Raw genomic sequence first — 25,304 nt, 5'->3', positions numbered from 1 at the left:
CTCCTATAAACTACTAGAGGTCCAATGACCCGGAATCGGGTTCATCTCCTGCTTATCAAACTTTACTGCCCACAGAAAACGGGGGAGCGTGCATGTCCAAATTATCTTTCGCGTTGGGCGGTTTCGCGCTGGTCCCGTTGGCTTTCCTGACGACGGTTGCGGTGGCCTCCGGGCTCCTGATCACTCCCACCCCGGCATTGAGCGCTCCGAAACTGACCATCGCGCAAAAGACGATGGACCACGCCGAGGTAGCCTTCACCGACTATCTCCAACAGGTCGAGGAGACCTCAGCCATCGACCCGCAGGCGTTGGAATCTCAGCTGGGCGGCACCGGCTCAGCAGACATCGCCATGATGGTGGTGGATGGCTACACCGGCGACGAGCTCTACAGCCGGCACGCCGATGACATCCGAACGCCGGCCTCGTCCCTGAAACTCATCAGCGGTGTGGCCATTTTGGATCACCTGGACCCCGCACACCGTTTCACCACCACCGTGAGCGTTACGGATCATCAGTTGACCATCCACGCCGGCGGTGACGCGCTGATGGGAGTGGAGGACTCGGATGACCGGGCCGTTGCGGGACGAGCCGGGTTGAAAACCCTCGCCGAGGACACCTTGGCTGCTCTGGACGAACGAGAAGCCACTGGGGAGTACACGGTAGCTGTCGAGGTGGCCGACTATCAACAGCTTCACCCGGATTGGGAAGAAGAGGGCATGGTGACCTCGGGCAATATCTCCCAGGTCACCCCAATTGCCACCTTCGGTGCCCGGGCCCACAAGTCCTCCGGGACCGATCGCGTTCACGATCCGGCCGGCTTTGTGGCCAGCACCTTCCAGCAACACCTCGATGAGGCGCTGCCAGAAGACTCCGATCTCACCGTCACCCTGGCCGATCAATCGGTAACCACCGAGACCGTGGACGGTGAGGAACTGGCCAGCGCGGAGTCGGCCACCGTAGCCGAGCAACTCGCCTACGGCATCGAAGAATCCGATAACCAAATCATGGAAGTCTTGGCCCGGCAAGCTGCCATGGCCAGCGGTTTTGAACCCAACGTGACCGGTGTCCAACAGATGATCACCGAGACCGTCGACGAACACGGTCTGAGCAACACCACCATCGCTGATGCCTCCGGGCTGTCGTCACATAATCTCACCACCGCCTCGGATTTGGTGGAGATCGTCGAGACGATCCTGACTACCCCGGAACTGAGCCCGATTGATGAGGGGCTGCCCGTGGCCGGATCCGACGGGACGTTGGCCACCCGCATGGACGAGGGGCCCACCGCGGGCACCGTGCGGGCCAAAACCGGGACGCTAGCGGCCTCGGTGACCCTGTCGGGAATCACGACCACGCAAGATGGCCGGCCAGTGTACTTCGTGCTGATCTCGCCGCAAGACATCGGTGGGGGAGGCATCCTGGATGCCCGTAGCGACCTGGACCAACTGACCACCGCGCTGACCAGCTGTGGTTGCTGATTCTTTCAGCTGAGTGTGCTGTGATGGTCGTATGGAGATGATCGATGTAGACCTGGCGGCGACCACAGCGCGCGCCACTGCCCGGCCCGGAGTGCGCGTCTCACCCCGGAAAGCCCGGGCCGAAGTCGCCGGGTTACGTGCGGCTGCCACGGCCTCGGTCGAGACCGTGCAACAGCTCACCGGGTTGGACGTGGCGCGCGGTCTGGATGACTCGCAGGTGCTGGTGTTGGACCGCCCCGGTTGGGCCCGCTCCACGGCAACCGGGCTGGTGGAGATGACCCGTCCCGGGTTCGAAGCCGTCCAAGCTCGCAATCCGCTCTACACCTCCCGAATCTTTGCCGGTGCCTCGCGGGCCACCGCCTCGGTACAGCTCGGCACCGTGCTGGGTTATCTCTCCACCCGGATTCTGGGTCAGTATGACCCCTTCGTTCCCGGCCCGGGCGGGGGAGGTCGGCTGGCGTTGGTGGCCCCGAATACCGCGATGATCCGAGGCGAGCTCGACCTCGATCCGGTGGACTTCCGCCTCTGGGTGTGCCTGCATGAACAAACCCACCGCGTGCAATTTGCCGCAGCACCCTGGCTGGCCGAGTACTTACAACAGGCCGTCACCTCATTGCTGGTGATGATGACCGACCCCGATCAGGCCCTGAATGGCCGAGATGCCATCAAAGCGCAGATGTCGACGGTCAACGGTGTGATGTCGCTGTTGGAAGGCCACGCCAATGTGGTCATGGATGCCGTCTCGACCAGTCTGGTCCCCACCAAACACACCATTCGGCGCCGGTTCAACGACCGCAAACCGCCCGGTGGTCCGTTGGGTGCCCTGTTCCGCAAACTCATTGGCATGGACGCGAAAGCCGCGCAATATCGAAACGGTCAACAATTCGTGCAGGCGGTGGTCGCGCAGATCGGGATGGATGGATTCAACCGCGTATTCACCGACGCCCGCTACATGCCCACCGAGGCGGAACTGCACGACGCTACGGCCTGGATTGCCCGCACTGAGGCCCTGTGAACCACTGGCAGACCCGGCCGCAGTTGACCGGCGCGTTTCCGCCCGCCGGCCGGTGGCCAGAACCGTTGCATCGAGGGCTGGCGCAATTGCAACGACTCACCCCTCCCCAGTCACTGACGCTGCTGGGAGTTTCGGGTGGGGCCGACTCCATGGCCTTACTCGTCGTCGCGGCGCTATGCCAGACCAGAGCAGACCACACCCGACGGTTTGGGGTGATCAGCCTCGACCATCAGCTTCAGTCGGGTACTGCCGAGGTCGCTGCCGCGGTGGCGACAATCGCGACCAGACTCGGGCTCGAGCCAGTGATCACCCGTGCCCTTGATCTGCCGGAAACCGGAACCGGGGGACTGGAAGCCACCGCTCGGGTGGGGCGTCTGGAAGCCTTTGCCCAGGGTGCTCACACCACCGGGGCCCAGGCCGTGGCACTGGGACACACCGCCGATGATCAGGCCGAACAAGTCCTGTTGGGCCTGGTGCGTGGGTCCGGTCCGCGCTCGCTGGCCGGTATCGCCGAAACCACCACCTATAGTGAGTTACACCACCCGTTGCATGTGGTGCGCCCTTTCTTAGGGATTTCCCGGGCTGAGACCGAACAGATCTGTCACTGGGCAGGAATCGAGCCGTGGCAGGATCCGATGAACACCGATCCGCGGATCCTACGTGCCCGGATCCGCCACCAGGTGCTACCCGGGCTGGAACAGCTGGGTCCCACGGTGCGCTCCGGACTCCTGGCCACCGCAGCCATTGCTGCCGAAGACGCCGCGTATTTGGAAGCTGAGGCACACCGGCGCTACCGAATGCTGGCCCAGATACACAAGGCAACCATCCGCTTTGACCTGCAGGCCGTCCGAGACCTTCCCGCCGCGCTGGGGCACCGGGTCATCGGCAAGGCAGTCACCGAACTGGGCGGCACACGGCCGTCTCGAGAGCGCACGCTGGCAGTGATGGAGCTAGCCCGGGCGCGTCCAGGTTCCTCGGCCGGGCCCATCCAGCTGGCAGGCGGGGTAGCCGCGCGCCGGAACCGAGGCCAAAACCCCGGCGAATATGACACACTAGAACTGTTCACTGTCCCCTCGTCACGGAGTTGAGATGAAAGTAGAAGACATCGAGGATGACCTCCTGCACGTCTTACTGGACAAACAGCAATTGCGCGACACCGTGGCGCGGTTGGCAGCCCAGATCGACGAGGACTATCACGATAAAGACGTGCTGATGGTCGGCGTACTTAAGGGCGCGATTATGGTGATGGCCGATCTGTCTCGAGCCATGACCTCCCACGTCACCCTGGACTTCATGGCGGTGTCTTCCTATGGGTCGGGCACCAAATCCTCCGGTGTGGTCCGAATCCTGAAGGACCTGGAAACCGACCTGATGGGTCGGCACGTGCTGATCGTGGAAGACGTTATCGACTCGGGGCTGACCTTGTCGTGGTTGCGCACCAATCTGGAATCTCGTGGCCCGGCGTCGGTGGAGATCTGCACGTTGTTGCGCAAGCCGGATGCATTGAAGGTCGACATCGACGTGAAATACGTCGGCGCCGATATCCCCAATGAATTCGTCGTCGGCTACGGGCTCGATTACGCGGAGAAATACCGCAACCTCGAGCTGGTGGCTACCCTGGCTCCGCACGTGTACTCCTAAGGGGACTGTCATTCCCCTGGCGTCGCTGTCCACTTGTTGCGAAAGCGTGTCAACCAAACTCCACCCCAAGTTGACGTTGCCGATATGCTAGGGCGAGTACGCGTTCTGCGCGCGGGGGTAAGGAGACTGAGTGAACGTCAAAAAGATTTTCAAGGGCCCGATCATTTGGATCGTGCTCGCTGTGCTGATGCTGTTAATCGTGGTTCCAGTGCTGACCTCTGGAACCCAAACCCAGCTGGATACCTCCGAAGGTGTACAACTACTCAAAGACGATAAAGCAGAGCAAGCCAAAGTCTCCGATAACGACCACCGCGTGGATCTGACCCTGCGTGACAACTACGAGCACGAAGGTCAGGACGTCGGCACTGACGTCTACTTCTTTTACTCCACCGACCGCGCTGAAACGGTCATGGACACCATTGCCGAGTCCAACGTGGACGACTACACCGACGAACCGGTGCAAAATAACTGGTTCCTGTCCATGTTGGGCTTCTTGATCCCGTTCATCATTATTGCCCTGTTGTTCTGGTTCATTCTCTCCCGCATGCAGGGTGGCGGCGGCAAGATCATGCAGTTCGGTAAGTCCAAGGCCAAGATGGTCGACAAGGACATGCCACAGGTGACCTTCAAAGACGTCGCCGGTATCGACGAGGCAGTCGACGAGCTATACGAGATCAAAGAATTCCTCACCGAGCCAGCGAAGTTCCAGGCGGTGGGTGCCAAGATTCCGAAGGGCGTACTCCTCTACGGTCCTCCCGGGACCGGTAAAACCCTGGTCGCCAAGGCCGTGGCCGGCGAGGCCGAAGCGCCGTTCTACTCGATTTCGGGTTCCGACTTCGTGGAAATGTTCGTCGGTGTCGGTGCCTCCCGCGTACGCGATCTGTTCGAGCAGGCCAAGAATCACGCCCCGGCGATTGTCTTTATCGACGAGATCGATGCGGTGGGTCGTCACCGTGGCGCCGGTATCGGTGGCGGTAATGACGAACGCGAACAGACCCTGAACCAGCTACTGGTGGAAATGGACGGTTTCGACGCCAACACCAACGTCATCCTGATCGCTGCGACCAACCGTCCTGACGTCTTGGACCAGGCGTTGTTGCGTCCGGGTCGTTTCGACCGTCAGATTCCCATCGAGGCCCCCGATCTGGAAGGCCGGCTGAAAATCCTGACCGTCCACGCCCAAGGCAAGCCGATGACCGACGACGTGGACTTGAAGACCCTGGCGCAGAAAACCCCGGGTTTCTCGGGTGCGGATCTGGCCAATGTGCTCAATGAGGCCGCGCTACTCACCGCCCGCTCTAACGCGCAGTTGATCGACAACCGCGCGTTGGATGAGGCCGTCGATCGCGTGATGGCCGGTCCGCAACGACGCACCCGGTTGATGAAAGAACACGAGCGCAAAGTCACCGCTTACCACGAGGGCGGGCACGCGCTGGTGGCGGCCGGATTGCGCAACTCAGCCCCGGTCACCAAGGTCACCATCCTTCCGCGCGGAAAAGCGCTGGGCTACACCATGGTGATCCCGGAAGAAGATAAGTACTCGGTCACCCGCAATGAGCTACTCGACCAGCTGGCCTATGCCATGGGTGGACGGGTGGCCGAAGAGATTATTTTCCACGACCCCTCCACCGGTGCCTCCAATGACATTGAGAAGGCCACCGAAACCGCGCGTAAAATGGTCACCGACTACGGCATGTCGGCCAAGATCGGGACCGTGAAGCTGGGCTCGGCCAACCAGGATGCCTACGCCCAACAAGAGCCCAACCGCAATTACTCCGATGAGCTGGCCTCGGTGGTTGATGAGGAGGTCCGTGGCCTATTAGACAATGCACACGCCGAGGCCCACTGGATTCTGACCGAAAACCGGGACGTGCTCGATGAGTTAGCGTCCCAGTTGCTCAGCCGGGAGACCCTGAACCGAGCCGAGTTGGACGAAATCTTCGCACCGGTGCGCAAACGCGACCCGCGTCCGCCGTGGCTGTTCAATGAAGATCGTCCGGTCTCCGATATTCCACCGGTCCAGACTGAGGCCGAAAAGAAGGCCGCTCAACAAGCCGGTGAGGATCCGGAACGGCACTCCGATACCCTCAACCCGCTGGTCCAACCTGGCGACGGATTGCCGAATGACAGCCCCGGCGAGAGTCCGCAGGGGTGCTAATGGACCTGCCACGCATTGAAGCCGCCGTGCGTGAGATCCTAGAAGCTATCGGCGAAGATCCCGACCGCGACGGGCTACGGGAAACCCCGGCGCGCGTGGCACGTAGCTACGCCGAAATTTTCGGAGGACTGGGCCAAGAACCTGGCGAGGTGCTGGAAAAGACCTTCGACCTGGTCCACGACGAGATGGTGCTGGTCAAGGACATCGCCTTCTACTCCACCTGTGAACACCACCTGTTGCCCTTCCACGGTCAGGCCCATATCGGTTATATCCCCTCGGAATCGGGCAAAGTGACCGGTTTGTCCAAGCTGGCCCGGCTGGTCAATGTTTACGCCCGGCGCCCACAGGTCCAAGAACGCCTGACCGATCAGCTGGTTGAAGCGCTGATGACTCATCTGCACCCGCGCGGGGCTATTGTGGTAGTAGAAGCAGAGCATTTGTGCATGTCGATGCGGGGCGTAAAATCCCCCGGAGCCATGACCGTCACCTCAGCAGTGCGCGGACAATTGCGCGATGCTTCCACTCGCTCCGAAGCCATGAGCTTGATCTTGCGAAAGTAACCACCGGCAGACCGTTGAAAGGACGAACATGAGTATGGCAGCCGTGCCCGGAACCGGGCCTTCCACCGGACCGCTCAGCGTGGTGCGCAAGGTTCACCGCGCCACGTTCTCCGAGTTGGACACCTCCCGCACCCTGGTCATGGGAATTCTGAACGTGACCGATAATTCCTTCTCCGATGGGGGCGAACACTTCTCCGTGGAGTCGGCGATCGATCACGGGTTGCGCATGCACTACGCCGGTGCCGACCTGGTTGACGTCGGTGGCGAATCCACCGCGCCGGGGCGCCAAGAGGTCTCCGCCGAGGAGGAACAGCAGCGCATTCTGCCGGTTGTGGAGGCACTGATCAAGGCCGGCGTGCTGGTCTCGGTCGATACTCGCCACGCCGCCACCGCGCGGGCGGCCATGGACTACGGCGAGATCATCATCAACGACGTCTCCGGACTGAACTTCGATCCCGAGATGCCACACCTGATCGCCGAAACCGGGGCCAAGTACATCCTCACCCACAACCGTGGGGATGCCACCACCATGGACGATGCAGCAAAGTATGAGGACCTGACTGCCGAGGTCGTGGCCGAGTTGGGCCAGATCATCGAGGCCTTCACCAACGCCGGGGTCTGTCGCGACCAGCTGATCGTCGATCCGGGCTTAGGCTTCGCCAAGCTGGGCGCGCACAACTGGGAGCTCTTGGGCCAGCTGGAGGCCATAGAGCAACTGGGTTATCCGGTGTTGGTTGGCGCCTCCCGCAAACGGTTCTTGGGCACTGTACTGGCTAACCGCCACGGCGAACCACGTCCGGTGGATGAGCGCGATATTGCCACCGCCGCCGTGACGGCCTTGGTCGCCCAGCGCAAGATCTGGGCGGTGCGGGTCCACGATGTGCCCACTAATCTGGACGCCGTGAAGGTCGCCACCGCCTGGGCGGATGCTCGATGAGCGAAGACAAACACCACGACGATCTGATCACCCTCACCGGGGTGCGTGGCCGCGGTTTTCACGGGGTTTTGGACTCTGAAAAACAGGCCGGACAGGTTTTCATCGTCGACACCGAGCTGAGTCTGGATGTGTCGGTGGCCGCCACCTACGACGAGGTCAACTACACGGTGGACTACGCCGAGGTGGCCACCACGATCCAGCGACTGATCTCCGGACAGGCCTATGACCTGATCGAAACGCTCGGTGTGCAGATCGCCAGCACCTTGCTGGAAGAACAGCCACTGGTGGAACACGTCAAGATCACGGTGCACAAGCCGCAAGCTCCAGTGCCGGCGGATTTTGCCGATGTGAGCGTCACTATCGAGCGTGGACGGGCATGGAACCAGTAACCGCGGTGCTCTCGCTCGGGGCTAACCTCCACGATCCACGGCGACAGCTAGCTGAGGCCGTCGTGGCTCTGAAGGGCCATCCCCAGATCTTGACGGTGCAGGCCTCACCACTGGCGCGCACCACACCGGTCGGATCGGTGGAACAACCCGACTTTCTCAACCAAACCCTCATCATCACCACCACACTGAGTGCCGAGGAGTTATTGGCCTTTGGCCACGATCTGGAAGCGCGCGCCCATCGCCGGCGCGAGGTGCGTTGGGGCCCGCGGACCCTGGACGTTGACGTCATCGATTACGATCAGCAACACCGCGCTGATCCTCAGCTGACGCTACCGCACCCGCGCGCGCACGAACGCGGATTCGTGCTGGTGCCCTGGAGCTGGATCGACCCCGACGCCACGCTGGATGGCACACCGATCACCGAGCTGATCCAAGCTGCTACCGATGCCGATGAGGTGCACCGTCTATGAAGACCACCCGGCCCGGCCTATTGGTGCTGACCCTGGTCATCGCTGCCGCGATCGGCTGGATCGGCACTCTGCTCACCACCGCCTACCGACTACCGGTGCCGGTGCTGGGTATTGCCGCGGTGATCACCCTGACCGCTGTGGCAGCCTTGTTGATGGTGCTCGGGATCCGCGTGTTGCGCGATCGGAAGAAACCCCCGGCGGCCCGGATGAATCCTCTGGCAGCGGCCCGAACTGTGGTGCTCGCCCAAGCCACCGCCTACACCGGAATGGTGATCGCCGGATGGCACATCGGGATTCTCATCGATCGGATCCCCGCGGCCGGTATTGGCTCTCAAACCACGGTAGATGCCATGATGATGGTGGTCACCGGTGCAGCGGTGACGGTGATCGGCCTCGTCGTCGAGCAATGGTGTAAGATTCCGCCCGATGATGAATCGGATGACCGGTCCGATCCTCCGCCGAGGTCGCCCGGGCTACCTCAAGCCGGTCGTAACCTGCCCTGATGTTGTCCCCTTAAGACCGCAAGCACCCACCGGACAAGAACCGAACGGAAAGAACGGACCAGTATGGCTGATCATCAGCAGTATCCGCCCCGTCCACCGCAACGGCCGAAAACGCCACCGCCATCCTCTCCTGAAGACCAACAGTACCCACCCCGGCCTGGGGGCCAGTCGTCGCCCCCGCCCGACGATCAGCGCCAGCAGCCCGCGCCTGCACGGAAACAGCCGGTCGCCCAAGCGCCCAAATCCTCGGTGGCTCACGTTCTCGCCCAATCCCCACCACCGAGATTCTCGGATCCCGACCGGGCTGACCGATCCGGCCAGAAAAAACTCGATTTCGGGGTGGACTTCACTCCGGTGTCATCCAAGCTGATCACGGTGCGCTACATTCATTCGATCTTTTCCCTGCTGATCGGGTTGGCAATTACCGGGACCATGGCGGTGGTGGCGACCTTTGTCCTCGCTGAATTCGAGGACGTCGGGTCTTGGTTCGCACTGTTCTGGGTCCTTCCCGCCGGCGTACTGATCTTCTATATCGTCAAGTTTTTCCTGATCCCACGTCAGGTGCGGGCCATTGGCTACGCCGAACGTGAGGACGATGTGGTGACCAAGCGCGGACTGTGGATCCGTCGGGTGATGGCGGTCCCCTACGGTCGCCTGCAGTACGTGGACATCAACAGTGGGCCACTGCAACGCCACTTCAACATTTGCGACCTGACCCTGACCACCGCGGCCTCGAGCTCCGTCCTTGAGGGGGTTCCCCTGGAGGAAGCAGAACGACTGCGCGAAGAACTCACCGCCCGTGGGCAGGCCCGCCTGGCTGGATTGTGAGGTGACCATGTCGCAACAGCACCAATCGGGGGCCGAGCCACCATGGCGTCGCATGCACCCGTTGACACCGATCGCCTCGGCCGGATCGATTATCCTGGTGGTTTTCTTCTTCATCATCGTCAATCTCGGCTTGCAGGTGTTGACGTTCTTGCAGGAGGTTGGCGACATGGAGGGTGGTGTGTTCATCATCTTGGGGATCATCGTGCTGGCGATCGCCGCCTTGATCATCTTCCCCTACCTCTCCTGGCGGTTCCACAAGTTTCGGATTACCGATGACGCGGTAGAACGAGTCAAGGGATGGCTTTTTGTCTCCCGCCGGCGGATGCGGCTGGACCGGATTCAGGCTGTCGAAATTCGTCGACCATTGTTGGCACGGATTTTCGGGCTGGCCGAGCTGACCGTGGAAGCTGCCGATGGTGATGCCACGGCTCTGACCCTGCAATTCATTAAGAACGACGAGGCCACTCAACTCCGTTCTGAAATTCTGCGCAAAGCCTCTGGCGCCCAGCATGGCTCGAGTCCTTCCGCACAGCCCTCTAGCGGACAACCAGCAGACCCCGGTCAACCGGTGGCACCGATGCTGGACGACGAACATCTGGTACCGATGCTACGGATCAGCACCGTTAGGCTCTTCGGATCGTCGCTCATGGCATCGCTGGTCTTCCCCCTCGCGGTCGTGGTCCTCTATGCGCTCGCCATGATTGTCGCGCTGGTGATCTTCGGTACCGACCCCGCGATCTTGGGGATCATTACCGTCATCGGGATCAGTCTGCTGCCACTGTCCGTGTTTCTCGCTCTGGTCGGTGGCATCGCTCCGGCCATCACCTACTACGGTTACACGGTGTGGCGCGGTGTCAACGGCCTGAAAATCACCTACGGTCTGGTCCAGACCGTCAACCAGACCGTGCCTCCCGGGCGTGTGCAGGCCGTCGGGATCCGGCAACCTCTACTGTGGCGCATCTTTGGCTGGTACGAGCTGAAAATCAATACCGCCGGCTACGGTTTAGCCGCGGGTGATTCGGTCAAATCCACAGTGCTACCGGTCGGCAGTCTGGACGATGTGTTCCGGGTACTGACCATCCTGGCCCCGGACCCCGGTGTTGATCGAATGGACCAGGTCGTGATCGCGGGCTTGAAAGACTCCAAGGGCAACCGTGGCGGTTTCATCAACGCGCCCCGCCGATCCTGGTGGCTGATGCCCTTCCAGTTCCGTCGGCACGGTTTTGCGCTGACACCGTCGTTGCTGTTGCTACGCTCTGGGCGATTCAACCGCGCGCTCACGCTGCTACCGCACGACCGCATCCAGTCCACCTCACTGGCCCAAGGCATCCGCGCTCGCTGGTGCTCACTGGTCTCCATCTCCTTCCCGACCGCTTCCGGGCCGGTGGACGTCGGCCTGAAGCATATGGACCTGGCCGTCGGGGTGCAATTGGCCCACTTCGAAGAATCCGTGGCCGCCATCGCCCGACGTTACTCCGACCGCGACCGGTGGATGGATGACACCGAACTGCAACGGTTCGACAACGCCACAGACCAAGCCGAGAAAACCCTGGAGAACGCTCAGTGACCGTCGACGAGCCAGCCTCGGGGATCAGCGCGGGCGCACCGGGCCGACTCGGCATCGGGGTGATCAGCGCCGGAAAAGTCGGTGCGGTGCTCGGGGCAGCCCTGCGCGACCTCGGCCATGCCATCACCGGCGTACACGCCGTATCCGACGCCTCCCGAACCCGCGCCGAATCACTGTTGCCCGAGGTTCCCATCCTCGATATTCCCGATATTCTGCGCCGTTCCGAAATGGTGCTCTTGGCCGTCCCCGACGACGTGCTAGGGGAGCTGGTCGCCGGGCTGGTCACCGCCGGCCACGTGCAAACCGGACACCTGATGGTCCACACCTCCGGCCGTCACGGCTTAGCGGTCCTCGAGCCGATCAGAAGCCAGGGCGCGATCCCGATGGCGATCCACCCGGCGATGACCTTCACCGGACTCAGCCTGGATCTGGCCCGACTGCACCGCACGGCCTTCGGCATCACCGCCGATCCCATTACCCTGCCGATTGCCCAAGCCTTGGTGACCGAACTCGGTGGCACCCCGGTGGTGGTGCCTGAACAGCACCGGGCCACCTACCACGCCGCGCTCTCCCACGCCTCCAACCACTTGGTGACCCTCACCGCCGAAGCCGCCCAGATCCTGGAATCCATCGGTATCGAGGACACCTCGGCGGTCCTGGGGCAACTGATGAACGCCACTCTGGATAATGCGCTGAGCTCTGGCGATCAGGCGCTCACCGGCCCGGTCGCCCGCGGTGACGTGGGCACCGTAGCCGACCACGTGAACGCCCTGAGTGCCGTCGCCGAAGCCCACCCCGAGCTCGCTGAGGTGTTAACCAGCTACCGTTCACTGTCGCTGGCCACTGCCCGCCGTGCCCACGCCCGTGGGGCCATCAGCACCGAGACCTTCACCGCACTGCAGCAGATCCTGGGGTAGCTAGGACGTTCAATATATGAATACGGTCACACATATTCGAGCAACTGTGTAATATAGGTCACTATTAGCATGGAGGGTGTTTATCTGAAAGAGGCATGATGTCCGGATCGAGCTCGCAACGAACCGGTGATGTATCGCTGGCAAAAACTCTGACCAATCTCGACGCGTTAGCCCTGGGCTTCGGCGCCATGATCGGCTTCGGGTGGGTGGTGCTGACCGGCGGTTGGTTAGATCAAGCGGGCACGATGGGCGCGATCATCGCAGTGCTGATCGGTGGCGCCATTATGGCTGTGGTAGGTCTTGTTTACTCTGAACTAACCAGCGCAATGCCTAAAGCCGGTGGGATCCACAACTACGGGTTACGTGCTTTGGGCCCACGCGGAGCATTCATCGCTTCCTGGGCGCTTGCCGGAGGATATGTGACCGTAGTCGCCTTTGAAGCCGTCGCCTTTCCCCGGACCGTCGCATATATAATCCCAGAGATCTCTCAGATTCCTCTGTGGGACGTCGCCGGTGACAAAGTACATCTATCATGGGCGCTACTAGGGGTTGTCGCTGCGATCATCATTACCTGGTTGAACGTGCGAGGAGTTAAACCGGCTTCTATCGCCCAGAACTTCACGGTGATCTTTCTGGTTGCCGTGGGCGTGCTGATGATCTTCGGGTCGGTCACCCGTGGATCTGCCGAAAACATGGAACCACTATTTACGCCTGGAATTGCAGGGATATTTGCAGTTCTGATCGCGATGCCATTTCTTTTCATCGGCTTTGATGTCATCCCGCAGACCGCCGAAGAAGTTAATGTGCCTCCTCGGCGCATCGGTTGGCTCGTCGTGATTTCCGTGCTGATGGCGACGGCGTGGTATGCCATGGTGGTCTTGACCACCTCCTCAGCCATGAACGTTAACGATCTTGTTCTTGCAGACATCGCCGTCGCTGACGCCTTTGGCACCCTGTTCAATTCCCAAATCCTGGCCAATATTCTGATCGCCGGAGGTATCGCCGGTATCCTCACCTCGTGGAATTCGCTGCTGATGGGTGCTTCACGCTTGGTGTACTCGCTATCGCGCACCGGGATGCTGCCGGCGTGGTTTGGGAAGTTGCACCCGAAGTACCAGACGCCCGCCAATGCATTGTATTTTATTGGCGGACTGTCGCTCCTGGCGCCATTCTTCGGGGAAATCATGCTGAACTGGTTGGTCGACTCGGGTGGGCCCTCAATCATCATCGCCTATTTCTTGGTCTCGGTGATTTTCGTTCTCCTACGCCGTAAAGAACCCACCATGGACCGGCCATTGAACATCGGCCGTGGCTGGAAAGGCGAAGTCATTGGGTGGACCTCCATCGTGCTCACCGGCGCGCTGTTCACCGTCTATTTGCCCGGCATGCCCTCGGCACTGGACTGGCAACCGTGGCTGATCTTCGGTATCTGGTGGGTGATCGGTCTCGTCTTCTTCGTCCGAGTACCCGGAGGGATCAAACCCGGCCCGAATGCTGAAGCTGAATTGGTTAGCTTGGCCCGTGACCGCACAAGCCGGTAGGTCCATGCTGGAACACCTCGATCTCAATCGCGACTAGCATGGTAGGCGTGAGTGTCACCGTTGTGAAGACTATTGACCAGGCTCGCGCCGCCATCACCGGCGTGGCCTCGGTGGGTCTGGTGCCCACTATGGGCGCGCTACACGATGGCCACGGGGCCTTGCTCGAACGCGCCCGGGCCGAGAACGAGCTGGTAGTGGTCTCGAACTTCGTCAACCCATTGCAGTTTGACCGGGATGAGGACTACCAGAACTATCCCCGAAATCTAGCCGGTGACGCTGAACTGGTCACCCGCTACGGGGCCGATGTGATGTTTGCGCCGTCGGTGGAGGAGATGTATCCGATCCTGCCACCGATGGTCAGCGTCTCAGCCGGAGAGATGGGACGGATTTTTGAAGGTGCCTCCCGACCGGGACACTTCGACGGCGTCTGCACCGTGGTGACCAAACTGTGGAATATCCTCCGCCCCGAGCCCGGCACCGCCTTCCGTAGCTATTTCGGTCGCAAAGACGCCCAACAACTAGCGATTCTCACCCGGATGGCCGAGGAACTAAATATCCCGGTCGAGATCGTGCCCGTGGATCTGGTGCGGGCGCCCTCCGGGTTGGCGCTGTCCTCGCGCAACCAACGCCTGGATGAATCCGGTCGCCAACGCGCTCGCGGACTCTCCCAGGGACTGAATTTTCTGCGCGAGCAAGCCGAAGCTGGCCACCCCCTGGATCTGGACCGCGCCCGGGAGTTAGTGGCTGCCGACGAACAGGTCACCCTCGACTACCTCGAGGTCGTTGACCCGACCACGCTACAACCCCTCGATAACCTCTCCGCACCCCTGGCCACCCCGGCCCTGGCCCTGGTGGCCGCCTGGGTGCCACCGGTGCGCTTGATCGACAACATGATGATAGAACCCCCGCAAAGGAGACCCCGTGACTGAGATATCTGCCCGTCAAGACCTCTACCGCCACGTCAACGGTGAGTGGCTCAACACCCACGAGATCCCTGCCGATCAGGGTGCCTACGGGGCCTTTTTGGAACTGCGCGATGAGGCCGAAGAAGCCGTGCACGAGATCCTGAAAAACACCGAGCTCGACACCAGCGCCACCCAATTCCCCGCCGACCGCCCCACCGCACGGATCGCCGCGCTGTACCGGGCGTTTATGGATACCGACGCCATTGAAGCCCGGGGGCTGGAACCCATTGCCGGCGAACTGGGCCAGATCGAAAACGTCTCCACCCCCGAAGAGTTTGTGGCCCTCTCGGCCCAGCTGCAGCGCCAGGGCATCTCGGGGCTGATCGCGGCCGGGTCGATGCAGGACGCCGGGGACCCGCAACGGATGTTGCTCCACCTGATCCAGGGCGGGATCGGCCTTCCCGATGAGTCCTATTACCGCGATGAGAAATTCGCCGAGATCCTGCAGGCTTATCAGGACCACATTGCCGCGATGTTCTCCCTGACCGGAATCGGGGGAGACAACCTCCAAACCGGCGACGCAGCCGCGGCCGTGGTCGATCTGGAGAAAAAGATCGCCGGCTACCACTGGGATGTGGTGGCCGTGCGCGATGCGGTGAAACGTTACAACCTGCTCACCCGGGAGGATCTGACCGAGGTTTTCGGACTGGCCAACACCTATCTGGCCGCCCTGGGTGCCGATGACTTCTCCGAAGTGGTGGCCTGGCAACCGGACTTTCTCACCGGCATCAACCAGCTCCTCCACGATGAGCCACTGGACACCTGGAAACTGTGGCTCCAATTCCAAGTCATCTCTTCTTCGGCGCCGTATTTGAGTGACGACCTGGTGAATGAAGACTTCGATTTCTACGGCCGGAAGCTGGCCGGCACCCAAGAGGTCAAGGCCCGGTGGAAGCGTGCGGTCTCCTTCGTCAACGGTGCCGTGGGTGAAGATGTCGCCCAGCTGTATGTGGCCAAACACTTCCCGGCCGGTCATAAAGAAGCCATCGACGAGTTGGTGGCCACCCTGCTGAAGGCCTACCGCAACTCCATTAGCTCCCTGGACTGGATGAGCTCCGAAACTCGCCAGCGGGCTCTGGAAAAACTTGAGCAGTTCAACCCGATGGTCGGCTACCCGGTGAAGTGGGAGGATTACTCGGCCATGGAGGTCTTCCACGACGACCTGATGCGCTCGGTGCGTTCAGCCTCGGCCTTCCACTTCGATCGTGACCTGGCCAAGATCGAGGAAGGACCCGACCCCGAGGAGTGGCACATGACCCCGCAAACGGTCAACGCCTACTACTCTCCGGTGGAAAACGCCATCGTGTTTCCCGCCGCCATCCTGCAACCGCCGTTCTTCGACCCGCAGGCCTCGGCAGCCGAAAACTTCGGTGGCATTGGTGCGGTGATCGGTCACGAAATCGGCCACGGATTTGACGATCAGGGATCCCGTTACGCCGGTGACGGGTCACTGCACGACTGGTGGACCGAAACCGACCGGGAAGCCTTCCAACAACGCACCGGACAGCTGGTCGACCAGTACAATCAGCTCCACCCGGCCGAAGCCCCCGACTACCAGGTCAACGGCGAGCTGACCCTGGGCGAGAACATTGGCGATCTGGGTGGACTGGGCATCGCCCACCAGGCCCTGGAACTCTACCTGGGCGAGACCACCGAAGAGATCGATCGCGAATTCTTCATCGCCTGGGCCACCGTGTGGCGGCAACTGACCCGACGGGAAACCATGATCACCCGGATCAGCGCCGACCCACACTCGCCCAATGAATTCCGGTGCAACCAGGTGGTGAAAAACCTCGACAGTTTCCACCGGGCCTTCGGAACCCAACCCGGGGATGACATGTGGCTGGACGAGGACCAGCGCGTGAGCATCTGGTAGTGCTCTAGATGAGTGAATCCTAATCTCTTCAGCTCAGCTTCGAAACCCGCAACATATGCTTCCATCGGGCCGGACACCTGTACTCGGCTCGATTTTCCTATAACCACCATGATTGGCTCTCCTTGTCTCCAAAATGAATGGAGTACAAGTCCAACACGGTCCAATGATTATGCCGATAGTTTCTGCCCAACACCCGCATGAATCCGGCGATCTGTCACAGGTATCGGCATAACCCACACCTCGGCATAACACGAGATATGCGGATGTCGGCATATCACCTGGGACATCACGAAGTTGGCGGGCCCAGTCAAGGGCATCTACTACGACGCCTATGTGATGCTGGATATCTTCTCTCGGATGATTGTTGGCTGTGTCGTTCATGCCCGCGAATCTGCTGGTCTGGGGGAGGAATTTATGCAAACCGTGTTTGGCGTCTATGGGATTCCCAAGGTGGTGCACGCGGATCGGGGTTCGTCGATGACCTCAAAACCCGAGGTTGTCAATTCTGTTGTGTACGGGGGTTGGGTTTACAGGTATGGGTTCATTCGGTCGGGGTAGGCTGCCGCGAGTTGGGCTAGTGCCTGTTTCCAGTTCGTGGTGACTTGTCCTTCGACGAGTCTGCCGGCGGCTTTGCGCTGGCTGGCGGGTTTGCCGCGTTCCTTGGCTCGTTGGCGTGCGCGTTTGTCCTCGATCGTGCAGATCGCTAGCCACAAGAGTTTCACCACCGCGTCGTCGGTGGGGAACTGAGTGCGGTTCTTCGTGACCTTGCGCAGCTGATAGTTCAATGACTCGATCGCATTCGTCGTATAGATCACCCGCCGCAGCGCTGGCGGGAACGCCAAAAACGGCACGAAACGCTCCCAGGCGTTTGTCCAGGTCGCGACCGCTGACGGGTATTTCTGACCGAGTTCAGAAGCTGCGAAATCCTCCAGGGCAGCCTTGGCAGTATCCTCGTTGCTTGCGGTGTAGATGGCCTTCAAAGCCTGTGAAACCGCCTTGCGATCGCCGTAGGTGACGAACCGGTTCGCTGCCCGGATCAGGTGCACCACGCACGTCTGGACAAGCGAGTCCGGCCAGGTCGCTTCGATAGCCTCTGGCAAGCCGGTCAGCCCGTCACAGCAGACGATGAGCACATCGCGGATCCCGCGGTTGGCAAGCTCGGCACAGACATGGGCCCAAAACGCGGCGCCTTCGGTGTCCTGGACCCAGATGCCCAGGACGTGCTTGATGCCGTCCAGATCGACGCCGACAGCGATGTGTGCCGCTTTTGACCGCACATGCCCGCCATCGCGGACCTTCACCCGAATCGCATCGAGGTAGATCACGGGGTAGAACTCTTCTAACGGCCGGTTCTGCCATTCCACAACGGCTTCCAGCACGGCGTCGGTGATATTGGCGATCGTCTCGTAAGACAGCTCCGTGCCGATCGTGACAGCCAGGTGATGCTGGATATCGCGGATCGTCATTCCACCGGCATACAAGCTGATGATCATCTCATCCAGCCCGCCCAGCCGGCGCGAGCCCTTAGGCACCAGACGCGGGGTGAACGACCCGTCACGATCCCTAGGCACCGTCAGCTCGATATCGCCGACCTCGCTGGCGACCGTCTTGGAATACGAGCCATTACGGGCATTGACCAGCCGGTCCGTGACGGCTTTAGCCTCCCGGTCACCAGGCCCGTAACCCAGATGCGAGGTCATCTCAGCCTGCAGGCCCCGTTCGAGTGCTTCCTTGATCAGTTCAGGAATCACTCCACCGTTGCCGGTCAGCTCGATCTCACCGGCGTCGATCCGAGCGAAAAGCTCGTCCAAGGCGCCACTGGCCTTCAACTGCGCAACAACATCAGCCCCACCAGGCTGATCAACACGATCATCTGTCATGGTCATCATCATGTCCTCTCATCGATGACTCTGTACACAAACAATCTGACACCCTCGCACGATCACCTTTGGTAGTTTCGCAGTGGCGAATCTTTATGGATCGCCACTGCCGCCCCTCACGAGAAAGGCATATCAAGTTGAAAATGGAACTTACTCACGATACTCCGAATACCGGATCCGACACGAGATCCAAAACACTCTTCTAGAATCTCCTGATCGGCCTTCTCATAGCCGGTCTTGGCATGACATCCGCCCCCACAGCTTTAGCGCAATCTCAGACCAATACAGCACCTACTGCCACGGAGCAGCACTCGGATGATGCGCAAACCGACGAACTAGTAGCCGAACCCTAGATCGCGTGGGGTGCAGTCATTCGAATCTTTACTTCGAAACCAGCCTGTGAAGCAGCACGGGTGGCGTATAACGCCATGTTCCCTGATTTCCACACCTTGGAATGCCAACGAAGCGGTAGCGCTTGGTACTTGGTGCGCGCATGACTACCAACATCGGAGCCGACACCAGTTCTGTAAGAATCAAGGAATGGCAGACTCAGGCGCGCCAGTTTATCAACACCCAGAAGTACATCGAAGTGCTTCCTGCGGCGCCGGAAGAGAACCCATGGGCACCAGCATCACTGAATCGAATGGAGGTTGCGTTTCTCGAAAGTTGGGGCAATCGTCCCAATGATCTGAGCAGCGAGATGCGCACTTACTATGAATGGTTTCTGGGTGAAGGTCTCGTCCGACTGTTTGGTGGCACCTGGGTATATCTGCCCGGGCATCTCATCAACGCGAAAGAGACAGAGGGTGGTTACGGCGTCCAATACGATGGCGCTGAGCACATCGACGTGGTAACCAGCTTGCTTCCTATGGCACTTGACGTGTCGCAGGGATCATGGTGGAGCGCGACCTTCCGCATCACCGCACAGCAACTCGAACGGGACTACCCGGACCCGTAGCATCTCCCGGTTCTGCAAAAAACGTGCCCCGCCGCCCGCCAGTAACTCGTGGACTTCTAATGCTAGGAGTCCACGAGTTACTGAGTGGTCGGTCCAGTAGCGCAGGACCAGCTATGCAGCCAAGGCGAATCGACCCTTCGCCCACTTCTCCACGATCTGTGCCATGTCATCAGCATGCGTGTCGTCGTAGCTCCAGGGTTGGTTGAACTGCAGCAAGTTGGGATGCTCCAACTCCAGGTGCGGAAGCTTCTCCTCCCGGATCCGGACGACAAGGTATCCCGCATCCAGCAACGCCTGGGTTTTTATCGGCGTCTCGCTCGAATGATCCCTTCTTGCTGTGCCAGTACTCGCCGTCATACTCGACCACAATTCGGGTGTCTGAGTTTCCTAGCTGGCCGAGGAAGTCGACCTCCATGTACGTTTTCTTACGCCAGAATAACCGCAGCTTTCGTTTGGCGTTGGGCAAGCCAAGCGGGCCGCTAGTGAGACGCTCGCGGAGATCAGCTTCGATGTTGGACGCGCGCCGGGAGGAACACTCTGGGCAGCCCTGCCCATAGTAGACGCCTGTTCGCTGGGCAGGTGTTGCCTTCCAGATGTGCTCCTTGTTGTCAGGGCATTCCCACCAGCGCTTCTTCTGGCTAGAACCGCGTGTCACGTCCGTCGGTTTGTCGTCACCGTTCAAGGTCGGATGCCACTGGGCTGCGATCACTGGGTCAGTGGTCTCCAGGTCATTAAAGCCAATCAAGATTCGCTTATTTGAGCAGTAAGGGCACCCAGTTCCCTTGCCGTTGGACCTGTTGCCAATTGTGCAATCGTAGGAATGCCCTTTACTGCACTTCCACCAAGCCTTTTTGTGGCTGTGCGGTGAGACGGTTGTCGGATGTAGCCCGATCTTGTTGTTCTTTTCGTAGTCCCACTCTGGAAGCAGGTCAGGTCGCTTTGTTTCCAGGTCGTTGAACCCTTTGAGGAGTTTCTGATTCGAGCAGTAGTAACAGCCTCCACCTCGGCTCCTGCGATAGACATGCATTTTGAAATCATGCCCCAGATCGCATGTCCACCAGAACTTTGTCTCGCTGCCCATAGTTACGGTGTCGGGAGTACGGCCGCCGTTCTTCTTGGTATTCCACTGCTTGGCCAAATCAGGGCGCAGGGTCTCCAGGTCATTAAACCCAGGCCACGCCTTGCTGCCCGTACAATATGGGCACTTAGTGCCATTCCGAGTTCGATTCGAAGGGGTGGCTTTCCAGGTATGGCCGTGCTCTAGACAACGCCACCAATAGTTTTTCGTAGTCCCAGGGATGACATCACAGGCTCTTGTGTCACCATTCCATGTCGGGTGCCATTCTTTAGCAATCTCAGGGAACCTCAGCTCAAGGTCGTTGAATCCTGGCAACGCTTTTCGGCCAGCGCAATACGGGCACCCCGCGCCCTTGACCCGTGAAATCACATAGGCAGCCCACGCGTGTCCGTGCTCTGTGCACTTCCACCACGCTTTTAGTGCGGCACCTATATAGCATTCGCTAGCTGGAAAGCCATTTCTCTCCTCGTCCCACTCTGCGGCGACATCGGGGCAATGTCCCTCCAGATTGGGGTGCGTCCCCTTTTTGCCTCTTGGCACTGGTTTGCATTCCTCTCTATCCTGTAGAACTACACAGTGCCGGCGGCATGAGAAAACCCCCGACGCAGTATTGCTGCTTCGGGGGTTTAGTTTGGGGAGTTAAATCTCCTGGTCGATGTCAAGGTCGTATACCGTCATGCCGGCATTATCCATCCAGTCACCATCACCACCCGGGGTGATCAGGAAAACCCACTTTTCCGGGTCTTCCTTCGGCGGAACGGGATTGAAGTAACCGTCGGTGACGCAAACTACGGCGTCGTAGTCGTGGTTGAGTTCGTCCTCGAGGTATCGTTCCACGTCAACGATAGACGTGCCTCCGCCTCCACGGAAGGTATCGCCTGGCTGGAACGGGTAGCACTCACTGTCGAAGGCCACCCAGACAATTTCCAAGTCCTCCTCTTCTCCCACCAAGTCAGCGATGTAGTTCAGCACAGAGGTCTGCATGGAACCAGAGGTATCCACAGCAATCACAACCTTCTGTGTCTCTTCGTCTCCTACGCGTCCAAGACGAATATCCCACCAGATCGCAGTGCGAAGCTCGAGACGCTCTCCTGGGACAAGCCGCGTGTGCAGCGCCTCCTGGAGGTACTGCTTCCAGAACTCCACCTTCCGCGTCTCCGTGGCCTTACCACGAAGCTGGTTGGCACCGATGTCACCCCACATAGATGAGTAATTCCTAATTGCCGTTGCGGTGCGGTGGGATGTTCATGCTCGGATAGTTCGTCGTGCTTGAGGCGGTGGGGCCTGTTAAAGCGGGTTGGAGGGTGTTAAGCATATGTTGTGAACAAACAACTCAACACCCTCCTGATAACACTGTACGTTTTTATCACCGATAAAGTCATCCCGGCCTATGATCCACCGGTTCGGCGTGGCCGCAAACACCAGCTCACGGATGCCGAGCTGTTGTGTTTGGCAGTGGCCCAGCACCTGACTCGAGGAGAGTCCTCGGAAGCCAAATGGGTCCGCTACGCCCGAGAACATCTGCGCGATATGTTTCCGTATATCCCCTTGCAATCTGGATATAACAAACGGATCCGGGCCGCTTTTGGGCTCATCCAGACCACCCTGGTGGCCTTGGCCAAAGACACCGACACCTGGCACGAGGTGCTGCGTCTGTTGGATGCCACCCCGATCCCGTGTGGCCGGTCCAAACAAACCGTGCAACGCTCAGGATTAGCCGGCCATGCCGGTTACGGATTTAGTGCGGCACATAACGAATACTTCTGGGGCATGCGCCTGGTATTGATCAGCACCCCCGACGGGATGCCGGTCATCTGGGGGCTGGGCAATCCCAAACTGGGCGAACGCGCCATCACTCAAACCCTGCTGGATGGCAGCCGCCACTTACTGACCGAGGGCCAAGTGATCCTGGGCGATAAAGGCTTCTCCGGCAAGGCCTTTGAAACCTTCATCACCGACGACTTGCACGCCAGGCTGCTGTGGCCAGACCGCAAAGACGAAACCCCACGATTCGGTAATCTTGGTGGCATCCGCCAATGGATCGAATCCATCTTCGACACGCTCAAAGGCCAACTGGGCTTAGAACACCACGGTGCCCGCACCATCCAGGGACTCTTAGCCAAAATCGGGGCCAAACTGCTGGCCATGGCCGCCGGCATCTGGCACAACTGGAAAATCGGAGCACCCAACAAACGATCCCTGATCGCTTATGACCACTAAAATCAATAGGAATTAATCATCTAGGCGTTCTTCAGCGCATCGGCCACCACACCGAGGCCCTCGCGCAATAGGTCCTCGTCGATCACCAGCGGGGGCAAGAACCGGATGATATTACCGTAGGTCCCGCAGGTCAGGGTCACCACACCCTGCTTGCCGGCCTCGGCGGCCACCTTCTTCGCCAGGGGTGCATCCGGCTGCTTGGTCTCCGGGTGCACCAGCTCAAGAGCCATCATCGCCCCGCGACCACGGATCTCACCGATCCGCGGATCATCGAAGAACGCGGTGATGATCTCCTCGACCCGTTGTGCCTTGGCGGCCAGCTGTTCCTCGTCGTACACCTCGATCGCGGCCAGCGCTGCTGCCACCGCCGGTGGGTTCCCACCGTACGTGCCACCCAGACCGCCGGCGTGGACCGAATCCATGATCTCCGCCCGACCGGTCACCGCCGACAGCGGCATGCCCCCGGCAATACCCTTGGCCATGGTGATCAGGTCCGGCTCAATCCCTTCGATCTCGGAGGCAAACATCGCCCCGGTGCGAGCAAAACCGGTCTGCACCTCATCGGCAATAAACACAATGCCGTGGTCCCGACACCACTGCACGATCCGAGGCAAAAAGCCCTCGGCCGGCACAATGAATCCGCCCTCACCCTGGACCGGTTCCATTATCACCGCGGCCAGATTCTTCGCGCCCACTTGGGTCTCCAGACGTGCGATAGCCTGCTCGGCCGCCTGGGCGCCATCGAGTCCATCCCGATACGGATAAGACCCGGGCACACGGTAGACCTCCGGGGCGAACGGGCCGAACGAATCCTTATAGGGCATATTCTTCGCCGTCAGCGCCATGGTCAGCGTGGTGCGACCGTGATAGGCATGATCAAACGCCGCCACCGCCTGACGGCCGGTGTGCGCCCGGGCAATCTTGACCGCGTTCTCCACCGCCTCAGCACCGGAATTGAGCAACACCGTCCGAGTCTGTCCCGCAATCGGCACCAGCTGGTCCAGTTTCTCCGCCAGCTGCACATACCCCTCATACGGAGTCACCATAAAACAGGTGTGGGTGAAGTGGGCGACCTGATCTTGCACGGCGCGAACCACTTTCGGATGCGCAGCACCCACCGAGGTCACCGCAATACCGGCACCCAAGTCGATCAAGCGGTTGCCGTCAACGTCTTCAATGATTCCGCCAAAGGCTTGCGCAGCGAACGTCGGGGTCGATGAGGCCACAGCAGGTGAGACGTACTGAGCCTGACGGGCAGCTAATTCTTTCGCCTTCGGACCGGGCAACTCGGTCACCAGACGACGGGACTGTTCAATAGACATAACACTTCCTTTCCGTGATGTGGTACTAGTTTTGTGTCTATTGTCACCCCGGGTAGCTATGCATGTCTAATAGATCGGAAACATATCAATTATGCTTAACGTGCATGACTGGTCTTGATCTGTCCCATGTCCACGCCTTTGTCGCCGTGGCCGATGCCGGCTCGGTCTCCGAGGCCGCCGACCAGCTGTCGATCACCCAACCGGCTCTGACGCGCCGGTTGCAGAAATTACAACGCGACCATGAGATTCAGCTGTTGGAACGCCGTGGCCCAGGCTTGGCACTCACCTCAGCGGGTCGGGCTTTCCTGCCCACCGCCCGTCACCTGTTAAGAGAACACGATCAGGCCGGACATCATCTGGCCTATCTGCGTGACGGCACTCTTCGCGAGTTGTCCGTGGTCGCCCCGGGCACCACACTGATCGACATCATCATTCCGTTTGTGGCCACCCTCGGCCCGGATCGCCCGCGCACCTCGGTCACCGAAGCCGCCCTGGATTTACGCATCCGTGAGGCGGTGGAAACCCACGACGTGGTGATCTTCCCGGCCGAACCCGATGACACTGTCACCAGTACCGAGTTGCTGAACCTGCCGGTCTGGGCCCATGTGGCAAGCACCCATCGGTGGGCCTCGCGCACCGAGATTGAGCTGGCCGAACTGACCGAAGAATCCCTGTCGGTCCCCACCCGGAATTTCGCCGCTCGCCGGAAACTCGACGCCGCCTTGGAACTGGAGAACCTCGTGCTCCACCAGGTACAAGAGACCAACTCGGGACAGGTCGCCCAAGCCCTGGTCGCCACCGGCGGTGGTGTCGCGGTCGTCACCGATGACCCAGCCTTCGGGCTGAAACCGTTGCGGATCATCCACCGGGGCCAACCGTTGTCGATGGAATTGTGTGCCATGGTGAAACCCGATCATTATGCCCGCCGAGAGATCGCAGAATTCGTTCACCAATTAGCCGTATTCTGCACACAGAAATACCCTTCGCTAGACTGAACACCT

The 25,304-nt window shown here is 60.2% G+C and carries 23 protein-coding genes and 2 pseudogenes; 20 read left to right on the top strand and 5 right to left on the bottom strand.

The features are described 5' to 3' along the window. Positions 1-92 precede the first annotated feature (92 nt). From DCC27_RS08775 to DCC27_RS08695, 17 genes and pseudogenes are all read left to right on the top strand, one after another. Complete coding sequence (locus tag DCC27_RS08775) at positions 93-1,478, top strand: D-alanyl-D-alanine carboxypeptidase/D-alanyl-D-alanine-endopeptidase (RefSeq protein WP_110110849.1); 1,386 nt, start codon at positions 93-95, stop codon at positions 1,476-1,478. Positions 1,479-1,509: 31 nt separating this feature from the next. Beyond that, on the top strand, positions 1,510-2,493 hold the full coding sequence (locus DCC27_RS08770) for a zinc-dependent metalloprotease (RefSeq protein WP_110110848.1): 984 nt from the start codon (positions 1,510-1,512) through the stop codon (positions 2,491-2,493). After that, the gene (tilS, locus tag DCC27_RS08765) at positions 2,490-3,581 is read left to right on the top strand and encodes a tRNA lysidine(34) synthetase TilS (RefSeq protein ID WP_246840075.1); all 1,092 of its coding nucleotides are present in this window, start codon (positions 2,490-2,492) and stop codon (positions 3,579-3,581) included. Before DCC27_RS08770 ends, tilS begins: the two co-directional genes overlap by 4 nt. A 1-nt stretch (position 3,582) precedes the next feature. Continuing rightward, complete coding sequence (hpt, locus tag DCC27_RS08760; RefSeq protein ID WP_110110847.1) at positions 3,583-4,134, top strand: hypoxanthine phosphoribosyltransferase; 552 nt, start codon at positions 3,583-3,585, stop codon at positions 4,132-4,134. A gap of 130 nt (positions 4,135-4,264) precedes the next feature. Next, positions 4,265-6,292: an ATP-dependent zinc metalloprotease FtsH gene (gene ftsH, locus DCC27_RS08755; RefSeq protein ID WP_210403465.1), complete on the top strand. Its 2,028-nt coding sequence runs from the start codon at positions 4,265-4,267 to the stop codon at positions 6,290-6,292. Beyond that, the gene (gene folE / locus DCC27_RS08750; RefSeq protein WP_110101599.1) at positions 6,292-6,852 is read left to right on the top strand and encodes a GTP cyclohydrolase I FolE; all 561 of its coding nucleotides are present in this window, start codon (positions 6,292-6,294) and stop codon (positions 6,850-6,852) included. Before ftsH ends, folE begins: the two co-directional genes overlap by 1 nt. Positions 6,853-6,880: 28 nt before the next feature. Continuing rightward, positions 6,881-7,789, top strand: coding sequence for a dihydropteroate synthase (gene folP / locus DCC27_RS08745; protein ID WP_110101598.1), 909 nt, complete (start codon positions 6,881-6,883; stop codon positions 7,787-7,789). After that, a complete protein-coding gene (gene folB / locus DCC27_RS08740) occupies positions 7,786-8,178 on the top strand; it encodes a dihydroneopterin aldolase (protein ID WP_110110846.1) in 393 nt (130 codons plus the stop codon). The genes folP and folB overlap by 4 nt, the downstream gene beginning before the upstream one ends. Beyond that, positions 8,166-8,648, top strand: a complete 483-nt coding sequence (gene folK / locus DCC27_RS08735; RefSeq protein WP_110099267.1) for a 2-amino-4-hydroxy-6-hydroxymethyldihydropteridine diphosphokinase — start codon at positions 8,166-8,168, stop codon at positions 8,646-8,648. Before folB ends, folK begins: the two co-directional genes overlap by 13 nt. After that, on the top strand, positions 8,645-9,151 hold the full coding sequence (locus tag DCC27_RS08730; protein ID WP_110099268.1) for a DUF3180 domain-containing protein: 507 nt from the start codon (positions 8,645-8,647) through the stop codon (positions 9,149-9,151). Before folK ends, DCC27_RS08730 begins: the two co-directional genes overlap by 4 nt. 63 nt (positions 9,152-9,214) lie before the next feature. Then, positions 9,215-9,979, top strand: a complete 765-nt coding sequence (locus tag DCC27_RS08725; protein ID WP_110110845.1) for a PH domain-containing protein — start codon at positions 9,215-9,217, stop codon at positions 9,977-9,979. Positions 9,980-9,986: 7 nt separating this feature from the next. Next, entirely contained in the window at positions 9,987-11,546 is a 1,560-nt protein-coding gene (locus DCC27_RS08720; RefSeq protein WP_148707527.1) for a PH domain-containing protein, read from the top strand. After that, positions 11,543-12,463 carry a Rossmann-like and DUF2520 domain-containing protein gene (locus DCC27_RS08715; RefSeq protein ID WP_110101594.1) on the top strand — a complete coding sequence of 307 codons (921 nt, stop codon included), beginning with the start codon at positions 11,543-11,545 and terminating at the stop codon, positions 12,461-12,463. The genes DCC27_RS08720 and DCC27_RS08715 overlap by 4 nt, the downstream gene beginning before the upstream one ends. A 98-nt stretch (positions 12,464-12,561) precedes the next feature. Further along, positions 12,562-14,004, top strand: a complete 1,443-nt coding sequence (locus DCC27_RS08710; protein WP_110110859.1) for an APC family permease — start codon at positions 12,562-12,564, stop codon at positions 14,002-14,004. Positions 14,005-14,042: 38 nt separating this feature from the next. Continuing rightward, positions 14,043-14,933 carry a pantoate--beta-alanine ligase gene (panC, locus tag DCC27_RS08705; protein ID WP_110110843.1) on the top strand — a complete coding sequence of 297 codons (891 nt, stop codon included), beginning with the start codon at positions 14,043-14,045 and terminating at the stop codon, positions 14,931-14,933. After that, the gene (locus DCC27_RS08700) at positions 14,926-16,845 is read left to right on the top strand and encodes a M13 family metallopeptidase (RefSeq protein WP_110110842.1); all 1,920 of its coding nucleotides are present in this window, start codon (positions 14,926-14,928) and stop codon (positions 16,843-16,845) included. Before panC ends, DCC27_RS08700 begins: the two co-directional genes overlap by 8 nt. Positions 16,846-17,121: 276 nt before the next feature. Next, positions 17,122-17,337: pseudogene (locus tag DCC27_RS08695) on the top strand (DDE-type integrase/transposase/recombinase); the annotation flags it as partial. Between the two features lie 35 nt (positions 17,338-17,372). Here DCC27_RS08695 and DCC27_RS08690 read toward each other — a convergent pair. Then, positions 17,373-18,725, bottom strand: a complete 1,353-nt coding sequence (locus DCC27_RS08690; protein WP_117328671.1) for an IS256 family transposase — start codon at positions 18,723-18,725, stop codon at positions 17,373-17,375. Positions 18,726-19,218: 493 nt separating this feature from the next. On the opposite strand from DCC27_RS08690, the gene DCC27_RS08685 reads away from it, so the two are divergent. Then, on the top strand, positions 19,219-19,683 hold the full coding sequence (locus tag DCC27_RS08685; RefSeq protein ID WP_110100103.1) for a hypothetical protein: 465 nt from the start codon (positions 19,219-19,221) through the stop codon (positions 19,681-19,683). A gap of 169 nt (positions 19,684-19,852) precedes the next feature. Here the strand turns inward: DCC27_RS08685 and DCC27_RS08680 are convergent, their stop codons facing one another. From DCC27_RS08680 to DCC27_RS08675, 3 genes and pseudogenes are all read right to left on the bottom strand, one after another. Then, positions 19,853-20,821 carry a zinc-ribbon domain-containing protein gene (locus tag DCC27_RS08680; protein ID WP_246840074.1) on the bottom strand — a complete coding sequence of 323 codons (969 nt, stop codon included), beginning with the start codon at positions 20,819-20,821 and terminating at the stop codon, positions 19,853-19,855. A gap of 66 nt (positions 20,822-20,887) precedes the next feature. After that, positions 20,888-21,301 (bottom strand): annotated as a pseudogene (locus tag DCC27_RS12840) (zinc-ribbon domain-containing protein); the annotation flags it as partial. A gap of 99 nt (positions 21,302-21,400) precedes the next feature. Next, positions 21,401-21,964, bottom strand: a complete 564-nt coding sequence (locus tag DCC27_RS08675) for a hypothetical protein (RefSeq protein ID WP_110099950.1) — start codon at positions 21,962-21,964, stop codon at positions 21,401-21,403. 117 nt (positions 21,965-22,081) lie between these two features. Between DCC27_RS08675 and DCC27_RS08670 the strand changes: the two genes are divergently transcribed. After that, entirely contained in the window at positions 22,082-22,981 is a 900-nt protein-coding gene (locus DCC27_RS08670; RefSeq protein WP_110099951.1) for an IS982 family transposase, read from the top strand. Positions 22,982-23,001: 20 nt separating this feature from the next. Here DCC27_RS08670 and gabT read toward each other — a convergent pair whose 3' ends face one another. Further along, positions 23,002-24,303, bottom strand: coding sequence for a 4-aminobutyrate--2-oxoglutarate transaminase (gene gabT / locus DCC27_RS08665; protein ID WP_110110545.1), 1,302 nt, complete (start codon positions 24,301-24,303; stop codon positions 23,002-23,004). 104 nt (positions 24,304-24,407) lie between these two features. Between gabT and DCC27_RS08660 the strand changes: the two genes are divergently transcribed. Next, positions 24,408-25,298, top strand: coding sequence for a LysR family transcriptional regulator (locus DCC27_RS08660; protein WP_158278403.1), 891 nt, complete (start codon positions 24,408-24,410; stop codon positions 25,296-25,298). The last annotated feature ends 6 nt before the right edge of the window (positions 25,299-25,304 follow it).

It is taken from the genome of Auritidibacter sp. NML130574, assembly GCF_003185725.2.
GTDB lineage: Bacteria > Actinomycetota > Actinomycetes > Actinomycetales > Micrococcaceae > Auritidibacter > Auritidibacter ignavus.
This window is presented reverse-complemented; position numbering and strand designations above follow the sequence as displayed.